This is a genomic window from Streptomyces sp. NBC_01775 (genome assembly GCF_035917675.1).
Lineage (GTDB): Bacteria > Actinomycetota > Actinomycetes > Streptomycetales > Streptomycetaceae > Streptomyces.
Genome location: NZ_CP109104.1, coordinates 8,069,537 through 8,082,986 on the forward strand (window position 1 = coordinate 8,069,537; position 13,450 = coordinate 8,082,986).

General features: G+C 70.3%; 8 protein-coding genes. 3 read left to right on the forward strand and 5 right to left on the reverse strand.

Going from position 1 to position 13,450, the window contains the following annotated elements; all coding sequences use genetic code 11:
* Positions 1–267 precede the first annotated feature (267 nt).
* Positions 268–1,071, forward strand: coding sequence for an SDR family oxidoreductase (locus tag OHB04_RS35640; RefSeq protein WP_326809075.1), 804 nt, complete (start codon positions 268–270; stop codon positions 1,069–1,071).
* Positions 1,072–1,192: 121 nt separating this feature from the next.
* Positions 1,193–2,083 carry a helix-turn-helix transcriptional regulator gene (locus OHB04_RS35645; protein ID WP_326691760.1) on the forward strand — a complete coding sequence of 297 codons (891 nt, stop codon included), beginning with the start codon at positions 1,193–1,195 and terminating at the stop codon, positions 2,081–2,083.
* Positions 2,084–2,259: 176 nt separating this feature from the next.
* Here the strand turns inward: OHB04_RS35645 and OHB04_RS35650 are convergent, their stop codons facing one another.
* The 4 genes from OHB04_RS35650 to OHB04_RS35665 form a co-directional block, all read right to left on the reverse strand.
* Positions 2,260–3,750 carry a UDP-N-acetylmuramoyl-L-alanyl-D-glutamate--2,6-diaminopimelate ligase gene (locus tag OHB04_RS35650; RefSeq protein ID WP_326809076.1) on the reverse strand — a complete coding sequence of 497 codons (1,491 nt, stop codon included), beginning with the start codon at positions 3,748–3,750 and terminating at the stop codon, positions 2,260–2,262.
* 568 nt (positions 3,751–4,318) lie between these two features.
* Positions 4,319–4,639, reverse strand: coding sequence for a hypothetical protein (locus OHB04_RS35655; protein WP_326691762.1), 321 nt, complete (start codon positions 4,637–4,639; stop codon positions 4,319–4,321).
* Positions 4,640–4,841: 202 nt separating this feature from the next.
* Entirely contained in the window at positions 4,842–6,329 is a 1,488-nt protein-coding gene (locus OHB04_RS35660) for an L-fucose/L-arabinose isomerase family protein (RefSeq protein WP_326809077.1), read from the reverse strand.
* Positions 6,330–6,398: 69 nt separating this feature from the next.
* Positions 6,399–7,769 carry an MFS transporter gene (locus tag OHB04_RS35665; protein WP_326691764.1) on the reverse strand — a complete coding sequence of 457 codons (1,371 nt, stop codon included), beginning with the start codon at positions 7,767–7,769 and terminating at the stop codon, positions 6,399–6,401.
* A gap of 290 nt (positions 7,770–8,059) precedes the next feature.
* Between OHB04_RS35665 and OHB04_RS35670 the strand changes: the two genes are divergently transcribed.
* Positions 8,060–12,091, forward strand: coding sequence for a glycosyl hydrolase (locus OHB04_RS35670; protein ID WP_326809078.1), 4,032 nt, complete (start codon positions 8,060–8,062; stop codon positions 12,089–12,091).
* A gap of 28 nt (positions 12,092–12,119) precedes the next feature.
* On the opposite strand, the gene OHB04_RS35675 is transcribed toward OHB04_RS35670, so the two are convergent.
* Positions 12,120–13,121: a LacI family DNA-binding transcriptional regulator gene (locus OHB04_RS35675; RefSeq protein ID WP_326691766.1), complete on the reverse strand. Its 1,002-nt coding sequence runs from the start codon at positions 13,119–13,121 to the stop codon at positions 12,120–12,122.
* Between the last annotated feature and the right edge of the window lie 329 nt (positions 13,122–13,450).

A 13,450-nucleotide genomic window follows, 5' to 3' on the forward strand; every position in this document is an offset into this window, starting at 1 on the left:
GTACCTGGATCACCAGGGTCTCCCAGACGTCCAGGACGCCTGTCAACCTGTTTGAGCTGGCTCCCAGCCACACAGAGGAGAAGTGATGGATCCACGGGAGGCGCGCACGACGGCCGCCCGAGAACCCGTACCGGGCGCCCTCAACGAAAGCGCCGACAACACTCCATGGACACGCGCCGCAGCTTTACCCCCCATCAGTTCAATTCAGCTGCACCGGACGCGCGACCGCGTCAGCACATGCTTCCACGACAGAAGGAACGAAGACCAATGGCGGACAACCAGTTCACCACTCACGCAGACCTTTTCGATCTGAGTGGGAAATACGCACTTGTCACTGGCGGCACCAGGGGCATTGGGATGATGATAGCGCGCGGCCTTCTGCAGGCGGGCGCCCGCGTCATTATCAGCTCACGCAAGGCAGACACGTGCGCGGAGGCACAGCATCTACTGTCCGAATTCGGCGACGTTCAAGCAATCCCCGCCGACCTGTCCAGGTACGACGAGTGTCAGCGCCTCGCTGATCTTGTCAAGGTCGACTCGGAACGCCTGGACATCCTCGTCAACAACGCGGGAGCGATGTGGCGCGAGCCGCTGGAGACGTTCCCGGACGAGGCCTGGGACTCAGTGATCGACCTCAACCTCAAGTCGCCGTTCTGGCTGGTGCAGGCGCTGCTCCCCGCACTTCGCAGGGCGGGCACCGCCGATGATCCCGCGCGGATCATCAACATCGGCAGTATCGCCGCCATCCACGTCGCCGAGTCGCCCAACTACTCGTACGCCAGCAGCAAAGCGGCACTCCATCAACTCACCAGAGTGCTTGCCAGAGAACTGGGCCCACAGCACGTCACGGTGAACGCGGTAGCCCCAGGACCGTTCCCGTCGCAGATGATGGCGTCCACGCTCGATGCCATCGGCGACACGATCGCGGCGAAGGCCCCTCTGCGCCGGCTCGGCCGCGACGACGACATGGCAGGTATCGCCGCGTTCCTCGCCAGTCGGGCCGGGTCCTATCTGACGGGCACCATCATCCCGGTCGACGGCGGCATCGCCACGACCGCATCAGGTACCTAGGCGTCGGCGCGGGCCTTTTCCTGCTACGGCGCTGGGCGCATGCCGCGTGTGAGGGGGTGCGTAGCCGTCGGGGTACCAGCAGAACCTCCCTTCGCCTGCGGACAGGGCCTATGGTGAAGGCGTGGCCACGATCGATCTACGCACTGAGATCAAGGAATTCCTGAGCTCGCGTCGCGCGCGGATCGCGCCCGAGCGGGCCGGACTGCCCGCCTACGGCGGCAACCGCCGGGTCAAAGGTCTGCGTCGCGAAGAGGTAGCTCTACTAGCAGGGGTATCGGTCGACTACTACGTGCGTATGGAGCGCGGCAGCCTCACCGGCGCCTCCGACGGGGTGCTCGACGCGTTGGCCTCTGCCTTGCAACTTGACGAGGCCGAGCGCGATCACCTATTCCACCTTGCGCGGCAGTCCAGGGCGCCCGGCGGTCCACGCCGCCGGCGACCCGCCGTGACGGTGCGTCCGGCGCTTCAGCAGGTGCTCGACGCCATCACCGATGCGCCGGCTTGGATTTGCAACGGCCGTTATGACGTGCTGGCCATGAATCAACTTGCCCGCGCGCTGTATTCACCGGTGCTGGCCGACACGCGACGGCCGGCGAACACCGCGCGGTTCGTGTATCTAGATCCCGAAGCGGCAAAAACGTTCTTCGTCGACTATGGCCGAATCGCCTGCGATGTGGCCGCGAAGCTACGCATGGAAGCCGGCCGCAATCCGCACGACGAGGAGCTGATCGCCCTAGTCGGTGAACTGTCAACACGCAGTGAACTATTTCGGCAGCGGTGGGCATCTCAGGACGTTCGGCTCCACCGGTCCGGACGCAAGCGTGTGCACCATCCGGTAGCGGGCCGGCTCGACCTGGACGTCGAGTCGATGGAGACGCCTGCCGAACCCGGCCTGCTCCTGAACGTCTACACCGCGCCCGCTGGCACGGCGACCGCGGACGGTCTAGCCCTATTGGCGTCATGGGCGGCCGGCAGGGAGAGGCTGGAGAACAAGATTCAAGCACTCGGCTGACATTCCAACCTTTTCAGTCCGTCTGAGTCAGCGCTGAACGATCGGCAAGAGCGTCGGGCCCACGTTGGGAATGCCTTTCGAGTGGTCGTAAGTTGACTTGGGCACCCGCAGTTGGGGCGCAGGCAAACCCAGTCGGGGTCGCCGATCCACCAACGATGACCATTCGAAGACACTGCCTAGTGCCGTACGGCTGACAGCTCGCGCACCGTCGCCATGTCGCTGAACGGGATCAGCCGGTCGCCGACGATCTGGTACGGCTCGCTGCCCTTCCCCGCGACCAGCACGATGTCGGCCGGCCCGGCGGCGGACAGGGCGAAGGCGATGGCCTCGCGGCGGTCGGCGATCCGCTCGAAGGGGGTGCCGGTGGCCGTGAGACCCGGAGCGATCTGGTCCATGATCGCCTCGGGGTCCTCGTCACGGGGATTGTCCGAGGTGAGCACGCACAGGTCGGAGTGGGACCCGGCGATCTCGCCCATCTGGGCCCGCTTGGTGACGTCCCGGTCGCCTCCGCAGCCGAAGACCGTGATGACGCGTGCGGCGGCGAAGTCCCCGATGGCGGCGAGCACTTTGCCCAGGGAGTCGGGCGAGTGCGCGTAGTCCACGATCACGGAAGCGCCCTGCGGAGCCTCGAACCGTTCCAGCCGCCCGGGGACCGGGGGCATCCGGTCGAGCGCCGCCACCAGACCGGCCAGGTCATGGCCCAGCAGATGGCATGCGGCCAGGGTGGCCAGGGCGTTGGCGACCGAGAACCTGCCGGGCACGGGGATCGCGGCGGGATACTTGCGCCCGTCGTGGTGGAGCGTGAACCGCGTGCCGAAGGCGTCCATGTCCAGGTCGGTCGCCCGGTAGTCGGCTTCGGCGTCCAGGGCGTACGTACGGACCAGGCCCGGCATCATGGCCGGAACCAGCGCGCCGACCGGGTCGTCCGCGTTGACCACCGCGCGTCGGCAGAGTCCGTCGAAGAGCCGGAGTTTGGCATCCCGGTAGTGCTCCATCGTGCCGTGGTCGTCCAGGTGGTCCTGGGTGAGGTTGGTGAAGATGCCCACGTCGATGAAGGAGTGGTCGATCCGGTGGTTCAGCAGGCCCATCGAGGTGGCCTCCAGGACCACGGTGCCCACCTCGTGGTCGCGCATGTGCCCCAGCAGATACTGGAAGTCCGGTGACTCCGGGGTGGTCAGCACCGAGCGCGGCATCGGGATCAGCTCGTCCCCGATCCGGTTCCCGCCCGTCCCGATCACGCCCACCTTCGCGCCCTCGGCGATCCGCAGCACGGACTCCACCATGTACGAGACGGACGTCTTCCCGTTGGTGCCGGTGACGGCCACCATGTCCATCGCCCGGCCGGGCTCCCCGTAGTAACGCGAGGTGATCAGCGCTGCGGCCTTACGGGTGTCGGCCACCCGCACGACGCAGGCGCCTTCCGCCGACGGCCATACCGCTGCGGGAAGACCGGGCGCGGGCTCCTCGACGAGTACCGCGACGGCGCCCCGCGCCAGCGCGGAACCGACGGCCTCGGGGCCGCCCTCGCGGTGCCCGGGTACCGCGATGAAGAGTGAACCCGGCGAGACGCGGTGGGCATCGAAGCATGCTCCCGCGGTGACTCTCGTCCCCGGATCGCCCAGAAGTACTTCGTGGTCGTGCCCGGCCAGCAACTCGCTCAGCTTCACAGAGGTCCTCTCAGGGGTGTGGCCGGGCCCGCCGGGTCGCGGGAAGCGAACCGGCGGTACGCCAGGGGCGCGGGCCGCAGGGGGATGGTGCGGGAGGCGGGATGTGCGGTACGGGGATGCGCGGTGGGGGAGCGTGCGGTGGGGGAGTTCGTGCAGCGGAGATGCGGTGCGGGAGCCCGCGGAATGCGTCGGCAGAGGCTCAGGAGGAGGCCGCGGTGCGCCGGGTCCGCCGTGGAGGTCCTTCCTGCGGGCGCCTGGGCATGGCGGGAAGGGGGAGGCGGGAGAACCGGACGCGCGGGCCCGTCGGGAAAGTTGCTAGCCGTGGCCGTGCAGCGCACGGCAGCGCGCCCGGGGCGCGACGGGACCCAGCGGGCGAGGGGCCCGGACCGGGCTCTCCGTCACCACATGTGTATGTCCCATACGGAGAGTGTACGTGGCCCGGAGCGCCCGCCCCCGCGGGAACAGGCTCCGGTCCGCTCCGCCCCCGCTGACCTGCTGCTGTCCGGGCCGCACACTGCCGTGATCGGCATGTAGCAGATCGACTCCTCGCGCACATGGGCGCCGGGCTTCACTGTGGCGATTCGGGCGGGGTGGGAGGGACGGTGATCCCCGCGAGGATGATGTCGGCGACGGTCTCGGCGTGGTCCCGTAGCTCGGTCGGAGTGCTCGGAATGTCGGCTCCGGGCAGTCGCGCTTCGACGGGAAGGAGGAACGGGCCGCAGCCTCCGTTGGTGACGAGGTAATGGAGTGTGGCGTAGGGAAGGGGCCGGATCCGGCCGGCGGTGACCAGGCGATCGAGGAGTCGTTCGACACCGGGCCGCTGCGGATTGATGAACCGTTCGATGACGAAGCGGATGCGCGGGCTGTCGACAGACCCCTCGTGGTTCATGACGCGGACGACCTGGGGGTGAGCGGCGGCAAGGGACCTGGCCGACGATGCCCTGCCGTAGGGCCGGCAGATCGTCGACCTCCGGGCTCTCGGCGGCCTGTTTCTGCGCCGCGACCCGTATGACGATCAGGCGGACGCCTGCCTCGAGATACCCGTGCCGGTTACCCCGTGCCGATTATGCCGTCCCGGTTGCCCGTCCCGCTCACACCGACCGGAAGCCGATGCCGAGCAGGCTCGCGGCTGCTTTGTGGTCGGCGGCATGGTGGCCGACTGACAGTGACCAGTGATGGCCGACGCCGGTCGCGCTCCACTCGTCCACCCATTCACCGGGGTCGCGGCCGAAGTCGACGCGGCTGGTGGTGTTGCCGATCTTCAGCAGCGGACCGGGGACGACCCTGCCTTCGGAGGCGATGAAGGACAGGCTGCCGTCGGCGTCCTGACCCAGCCCCAGGAGCGTGACGGGGCCGTGCTGGACGTCGCACTCGACGCTGACGCCCCAGCCGCGCTTGCCGTGGTAGACGCCGAGCCCGCGCAGCAGCGGGTTGCGGGAGGCGACCGCGAGGTTGGCGGGGCCGTCGTGGCCCATTTCGACGACTCCGTCCTCGAAGTTCAGCGCTTGGATCTCGGTGAACGACCCGCCGTCGCCGACGCTTTGGGAGGCGAGCTGCGCCACGGTGGTGCGCAACTCGTACTCGCCGGTCGCGGGGATACCGCGAGCGGTCAGCAGCGAGGCGCCGAGGATCATCCCGGCGCCGAGGCGCTCGTGCTGCTCGCCGTCCAGGCCGCGGTGGTAGTAGGCGAGCGTGTCCAGGCCGAAGTCGTCGACGAGGCGGTCCAGGGCGACCGAGACGGTGGCGCCCCAGGCGAAGTCCCCCTCCGCGACGGTGTCGTCGAGGGTGAAGATCTTCCGCGCGAGGTCCATCCGCTCCCTGGTCTCGGCATCGGTCACCTTCTCCACACGGTGTCGCAGGTCGTCGAACTCCAGCACCTCGATGTGCGAGCCGAAGGTGGCGGGCAACAGGGTCAGGTCGGTCGAGACGTCGAGCATCCCGGGGTAGAGGTGGCCCATGAGACCGTGCCGGGCTTCCCGCAGGGCGGCCCGTACGTGGGCGGCGCGGATCCACTGCTCGATGCGCCGCCACGCTGATTCCTGGCGCAGCCATCCGGACACCGACCGGAAGGGGATGCCGGCGCGGCGGAAGACGTTGCCGACCTCGGGGACGGGGCACTGGCCGCAGTAGGCGAGCCAGGCGCCGGTGTCGAAGGCGGCGTGGTCCATCTTCGCGGTGGGCTGAAGGTCGATCACCAGCACCGGGGTGTTCGCGCGCTGGGCGATCGGCAGCACCATCGAGGAGGTCAGATAGGTGGTCAGGAAGAGCACGATCAGGTCGCAGTCCGCCCGGCGCAGCTTCTCGGCCGCTGCGGCGCCCTCCTGGGCGTCGGAGATGAATCCGGCGTCGGTGACCTCGGTGCCCATCGCCTGGAAGCGCCGCGCCACGTAGCCGGCCGATTCCCGCAACTGGGGGAGCAGCCCGGGGAACTGCGGCCAGTACGTGCCCAGACCCCCTGACACGAGTCCGATGCGAGTGGGCCGTCCGGCCGCTGTCGGGAGCAGGCCGAGCAGTGCGGCGGCGCGGTCTTCGGCGGGCTCCGTGGCCGGGGAAGTGGAGTCTGTCGTTGTCGTGCGCATCGAGCTCCTCGGATGTGTACGGCGGCCTGCGAACGTGGGGGCGTACGCCCGGCGTCAGGGTGTCCGGCATCAGGGCGTGACGAGCTGGGCCTCCGGCTGGGCACTGGCGGGGGCGGCTGCCGCGCGGGGCACGAGCACGCGGATGATGAAGATGCCCACGGCCATGGCGACGGCCATGCAGGCGGTGATCGACCACAGCAGCAGGGAGGGGCTGAACTCCAGGAGCGCGGGCGTGAAGAAGGCCGCCAGCGCGAATGTGGCCCGGGAGAGGGCGTAGGTCAGCCCCTGGGAGGTGCCACGGGTGTCGGCCGGGAGGAGGAGCTGTGACCACACTTTGTAATTGGCCTCGCCTGCCAGGGGGTTGGAGAGCTGGTACAGGACGCAGTACGCGAGCATCCCGGACAGTACGGCGCCCCCGGTGAAGCTGGGGATGGCGAAGGCGACGGTCTGCACCACCGCGGCGACGAGGAACAGCCGGTCGCGCCACGCCGTATCGGCGACCCGGACGAACACCAGGCCCATCGCCAGCGCGACCGGGAGGAAGGCCAGGTTCAGGCCGGTCGCCAGGCTTTGCGAGGCGTCGCTGACGGTGACGAGGAAGTACGTGCCGAACTGCCCGAAGGTGTTGGCGCCGAGTCCCCAGACGACGTAGAAGGCGAAGGTGGCGGCCATCGGCAGCAGGACCGACTTGTGCAACAGGCTCTTCAGCGCGGGGCGGCCGGGCCGCTGAGCCCCTTGGACATCGACGGCGGGGACGGTGGAGGGGGAGCCCGGCTCGTACGGCATCGGGATGTCGTCCGAAGGCGCCTCCGGCGACGCGTTCTCCGGCGCCTCCGCCGACAGCACCGCGAGCCGCGACCGCAGGGCCCAGGTCACCAGGGCCGCGAGGGCGAGGTGACCGATGATCAGACGAGTGCCGAGTTGCCCCATGGCCGAGAGGGCGAAGCCGAGCAGGGTGGTGACGGCGATGCCGACGGTCCACATGACCTGGGTGAAGGCGACCAGACGGCCGCGCGCCCAGGCGGGCACCGCCTCCGACACCACGGCCAGTGAGGTGGGCAGGTCGGCGCCGGCCGCGAGCCCGGCGATGATGACACCGGTCAGCAGTACCTTGTCGTTCGGTGCCAGCGTGATGGTGAGCGCGCCGCAGCTGTAGCAGAGGATGTCCAGGTTGTAGACCCGGCGTCGGCCGAGGAGGTCCGCGAGCCAGCCGCCGACGAGTGAGCCGAGGGCGATGCTGAAGGTGACGATCGCACTGATGGCGCCGGCCATCCACACGCCCATCCCGAAGCTCTCCCGCCAGATGGCCAGGCTCACCGAGATGCCGATGAGCAGGCCGGAGTCGAGGTAGGACGCCATCCCCGACAGGACGGCGAGCCGCCAATACCGGCCCGGCAGGCGCCGCTTGGCGGGGGAGGAGCCGGTCGGGTCCTTGGCCATGTCGCGACTCCGTTGTCGGATGGTCAACAGGTGAGGTGCGGCGAGGCAGCGACTGTAAGACTGATTGGAACGTTCCAACAAGATGCAGCAAGGAATCGGCGCCAAATATTCGGAGTGGGCTGCCCGTTGGGATCGGTGATTCGCGGAGTGTCCCCTCCTTTCTTGGTTGCGAGCGGGCAACCTCTGATGTAAAACGTTTTGCTCCCCTGCTCGTTGCGTCGACCTCGCAGCCGTTCCCCCCAACTGGACTTTGATCGACCTCCCGACGTCCGTGGAAGGACCGTGCGTCCGTGATCTCCCCCGCGCTTGAGCAGCTGTTCGACGAGCCGCCCCCGGACTTCGGTCCGACCCCGCTGTGGTGGTGGTCCGGTGCGCGGGTCACCCGGGAGCGGCTGGAGTGGCAGCTGCGCAGGTTCGTCGAGGGCGGCGTGCACAACCTCGTCGTGATCAATTTGGCCCCGGCCGGTCCGGCCTTCGGCGCGCCGGCGGACGACCCCGCCTGGTTCAGCGAGGAGTGGTGGGCCCGTTTCACCGACGCCTGTGAAATCGCCCAGGGCCTGGGGATGCGGCTGTGGCTCTACGACCAGATCGGGTTCTCCGGCGCGAACGTGCAAGGCGGCATCACTCACCGCCACCCGGAGGCGGCAGGCCGGGCGTTGCGAACGCGCCGGACCCGGGTCCTCGGCGGCGACCCGGGCCTGCTCGGGACCGAGAGCATGGTCGGCGCGTACGACGTGGCGACCGGCGAACGCCTCACGGCCGACGGCGCCCTGCGGGTCACTGTGCCGGACGGGACGGAGGTGCGGCTGGTCACGTCGGTGCCGACAGCGTTCGACTACCTCGACCCGCACGCCGTCGGCCTGCTGATCGACACGGTGCACGGCGAATACGAGCGCCGGATCCCGCAGTACCTCGGCAACGTCGTCGCGGGCAGCTTCCAGGACGAACTGCCCGGCACCAACTCCTGGACCGCCCGCTTCCCACCGGAGTTCCGCAGCCGCCGGGGCTACGACCTGCTGGACCACCTGCCGGCCCTCTTCACAGCCGACCGCGGCCACGCGGCCAAGGTCCGCGCCGACTACTACGCAGTACGCGCGCAGCTCACCGAAGAGGCCCTGTTCAAGCCGCTCGGCAGCTGGCACACGCAGCGCGGCATGCTGCTCGGCGCCGACCAGAGCAACCCGGCACGCGCGGGGAATCCCACCCAGGCCACCCAGATCTACACCGACTACTTCCGTACCCACCGCTGGTACAGCGCCGTCGGCAGCGATCACGAGGGCGACTCCAAGGTCCACTCCTCCATGGCCCACCTCTACGGCCACGACCGGGTGTGGATCGAGGCGTTCCACTCCTCTGGGTGGGGCGGCACTCTGGAGGACACCTACGACTGGCTCCTGCCGTTCCTGCGCAGCGGAGCCAACCTCTACAACCCGCACGCCACCTACTTCGGCACCGCCGGCGGCTGGTTCGAGTGGGCGCCGCCCTCCACCGACTGGCGCCAGCCGTACTGGAAGCACTACCCGGCGTTCTCACGGGCGGTCGCACGGATCGCCTCGGTCATGTCATGGGGCACCTACGACGCCGAGGTGGCCGTCCTGCACCCGACCGCCACCGTGCAGGCGCTGCTGCCGCTGGGCTCCCCGGTCGACCACTTCGGCGACGGCCTGCTCGGCGGCGCGTACGCCGACATCGACGAGACACAGGAGCACTACCTGGACCTGTGCGGCGCGAACAACTGGTTCCGGACCCGGATCGGCGCGCTGGACCGTGAAGGCGTCTCCTTCGACGTCATCGACGACGCCTCCGTTCAGCGCGCTGTCCCCGTGGACGGCTGCCTCCGGCTGCCCGAACGGAACCTCCGGTATTCGGCGGTGCTGCTGCCGTCGGCGAGCGTCCTGGAGGAGGACACCGCGCGCCGGCTGATCGCACTGCTCGACAGCGGGGGACGGGTGGTCGTGGTGGGCCGGGCCCCCTCGTCCGCGGCCGGGACGGCAGGCGACGACGCGGTGGTGGCGGCGCTGGCCGCCCACCCGAGGCTGGAGCGCGTGCCCGGCACCGAGGCCGCGGCCAAGGCGGTCCGTGACGCGGCCGGCCACGCGACCGGCGACGTCCCGCTCCTCGTACGGCGCCGGGGCGACATCGGGGCCGCCCTCATGACCGGCGCCTTCCCCAACGCCAGTGCGTGCTCGCCGCGCGAGGGCTCATCCCGGCTTCAGGACGACTACGACTTCGACCCCGCCCGCTACGCCCTCGCCTCCACGGTGCGGGTGAACGCCGCGGTGGCCGAGGCGCAGGTCTGGAACCCGGCCACCGGTACCCGCGAGCCCGCCCGCGTCACCGTCTCCGGCAGCCGCTCGGCCATCGAAGTCCCGCTCGCCGGGGCGCCCGCCGCGATCGTGGTGTGGCGGGAGGGCGGGCCGGAGCCCGCGAACGGCGCGACCGCCTCCCGGCCGCATACGATCACGCGCGTCGACACGGCCACGGGCGTCGACACGGCCACGGGCGTCGACCTCTCCTCGGGCTGGCAGGGTCGGTTGGTCCCCACGATGGACAACACCTGGGGCGACATGGCCTTGCCCGCCAGGACATCTGTGGCCGACCTTCAGATCTGGACCTTGCACTGGTCGGAGGGAGAGGGGCAGGACGAGAACGCGTGGCGGTCCGTACGGGCCACATACGGCAACCGTGTGCGCCATCTGCCGCCGGTCCCCGCCGCCCGTGCCCCGGAGCCGCTCGACGTCGACGCCGTTGCCCAGGTGCTCGCCGGGAAACGCCCGCTGGTACCGCCCGACGGATGGTCCACCGCGCTCCACTCCGCCGGCCGGGGCGCCCGCGATCCCGGGCCCGGTGTGCTCGGCACCAAAGGGCTGATCGGCGAGGAGTTCGTCCGGACAGGGACTCCGGGCGCCGGAGAGGTGATCCGGGTCCGCACGGTCGTGGCGGCGGACCGCCTGGGCGAGGCCGACCTGATACTCGGCGCGGCGGCGGCCAAGCGATGGTGGTGGAACGGCGAGGAACTGCCCACCGGGGACGGCTATCTCGCCTCGGCCCGGCTGCACCTCGACCGGCCGCTCAACGTCCTCGAATACGAGCTGGCCGACCCGCAGACGGCGCCGCCCATGGGGGCGACCGGCGACAGCGGACCACTGGGCAGCTTCTACTGCCTGACGCGGCCCGGTGGCTTCGCACCGCGACCGCAGTTCATGCGGCTTCCCGCCGCAGCACGCCCGGACGGCCGGGTCACCTACCGCGCGACGCTGGACGCCGGGGGGCGCCCGGCGGAGGCGGTGTTGGTGGTGGGCGCGGCGACCGGCGTGACCGTGGTGCTGGACGGCGAGGCCGTGGCACGCCAGGAGAAGGTGGAGTACTACGAGTCGAACTGGGGCGCGAGCCCCATGTTCTTCCGGCACGAACTGGCGCTGACCCCGGGCGTACACGTGCTTGAGCTGGAGGCGGACAGCGTCCAGGCGGCGGACGTCGTCTTCGCCGACCTGGTGGCCCGTACCGCTGCCGGTCCGGTCGCGCTGGTCAGCGGTGCCGGCTGGGAAGCTCGAACGGGCAGCTGGCGCGGGCGGACGATCGAGCACCCCGGGCGGTGGGCTGAGCTGCGGCCCTGTTACGCCGCCGGCCGGCCGCACCCCCTGCACGGCACCGAGTGGCTGACGGGCACGCCGATGCTCGGCACCCGGGCGGACGCGGTGTGCAGCACCGACGACGTGGTGCCGGTCGCCCAGCGCTTCCGCACCACACTGCCGGCCGGCACCGAGTCGGTCACCTTGCCGCTCGACGTCCCGCTCGCGGCGGTGCGCGTCGGCCGCGTGCACCACACCCTCGACGGCGACACATTGCGCCTGGACCGCCCACTGCGGGAGGCGGCGGAACTGGAGATCGTCACCTGGCCGACCGCGACGCTGCGCGGTGGCGCGGCACTGACCGGGCCGCTGGTCGTCCGGACCGCACCGGCACCGCTGCCGCTGGGCGACTGGCGGTCCATGGGCCTGGAAGCATGGAGCGGTGCGGTGGCCTACTCACGCACCGTGGACGTGCCCGCGCAGGGGGTTTCCGTGCTCGACCTGGGCCGGGTGCGGGGCAGCGTGGAGATCACCGTCGACGGTGAGCCGGCGGGGGAGGCGTTCTGCGCTCCGTACCGCTTCCCGCTGCCCGGCGTGGCGGGCCGCACGGTGCGGATCGAGGTGACGGTCCACAACACACTGGCGCCGTATCTGCGGGAGACGACGCCCACTTCCTGGACCTTCCCCTCGCAACTGGTGTCGGGGCTGCTGGGACCGGTGACGCTGCTGACGGCGGATACGGATGGCTGAGCGCGAACGGGTCCGGGGGCGGCCCGGTTCAGGCAGTGGCACGGTGCCGGAGGTGCGGGGTGAAGACCCTGGATTCATGGACGTGCTCGCCCCGCGCCTCCACCTCGTCCAGCAGCATGTCCACGGCCGCCCGGCCGAGGTCTTCCACGGGCTGGCGGATCGTCGTCAGCGGGATCGCGGCGAAGCTCGCCGCATCGAGGTCGCCGTACCCGACCACGCGTACGTCTTCGGGGACCCGCACGCCGCGCTCGGCGAACCCCCGGCAGAGCCCGACCGCCAGGAAGTCGTTCGCACAGAACACCGCGTCGGGTACCTCGGCCAGCGCGCGGGCGATGTCCGCACCGGAGGCCACCGTCATCTGCTCGACCGTGATCTGCCTCAGCCGGGACCCGCGCCGGGCGCGGATGGCCTGCCGGGCGCCCTGGTAGCGGTCGGCGCACTGGCGGATGTCCAGCCGGCCGTTGACGACCAGCACATCCCGGGCGTCACCGCTCAGCAGGTGCCGCACCGCCAGGAGGCCGCCGGCCACGTCGTCCACCGAGACCGAGCACCCGTCCTCGGCCTGGCTCGACCGGTCGGCCAGCACCAGTGGTATCCCGCGCCGTCGCAGCTGGGCGAGCCGTCCCGGATCCGCGGTGAGCGGCACCACGACGACACCGACCGCCCGCTGCTCGACCAGCATGGACAAATAGCGTTGCTCCCGCTCGGGGTCGTCGCCGCTGTCGCAGAGGGTCAGCGAGAACCCGTGCTCGTACGCCGCCTCCGCCGCACCCCGCGCGATGCGGGAGTAGAAGGAGTTCGCCACGTCGGGCAGGACGAGTCCGAGGGTGGACGCCCGGCCGCTGCGCAGACCGGCGGCCCCCGTGTGAGGAACGTAGTCGAGATCGGCGACGATCATCCGGACCCGCGCGGCCGTCTCGGGCTTCACGCGGTCCGGGCGGTTGAAAACGTTCGACACCGTGGACACCGAGACGCCGGCGGCCTCTGCCACGTCCTGGATACGGGCGGGACGGGTGGCGATGACGCTCACCTCCCATCCGGACCGCCCGGAGCCGTGCCCACGGGCGCGGCGACATTCACCGCATGCGCTCATCGTACGTCCGTGCCCGATGCCGGGCGTGGGCTGCTGACTTGGGTGAACGGATCACGTGGACACGGTGAGTTCAGAAACCATCCCGCTGGCGGCTGCGTGTCTTGTGGACGTGCCGAGCCAGTTCCACTGCTCCCTTACTCATCTCCCCACGATTTGGAGTCCTCTTGAGAATCCGGAAGCTCGCCCTTGCCACGGCTGTCGCGACCGCTGCGGCCGGCACGTTCGGTGTCACAGTGGTTCATGCGGCTCTCACCGATGAGCCGCCC

What these genes read in the sequence shown, in the direction of transcription:
- OHB04_RS35640 (WP_326809075.1), top strand. Translation starts at nt 268, where the DNA reads ATGGCGGACAACCAGTTCACCACTCACGCAGACCTTTTCGATCTGAGT.
- OHB04_RS35655 (WP_326691762.1), bottom strand. Translation starts at nt 4,639, where the DNA reads ATGAACCACGAGGGGTCTGTCGACAGCCCGCGCATCCGCTTCGTCATC.
- OHB04_RS35660 (WP_326809077.1), bottom strand. Translation starts at nt 6,329, where the DNA reads ATGCGCACGACAACGACAGACTCCACTTCCCCGGCCACGGAGCCCGCC.
- OHB04_RS35665 (WP_326691764.1), bottom strand. Translation starts at nt 7,769, where the DNA reads ATGGCCAAGGACCCGACCGGCTCCTCCCCCGCCAAGCGGCGCCTGCCG.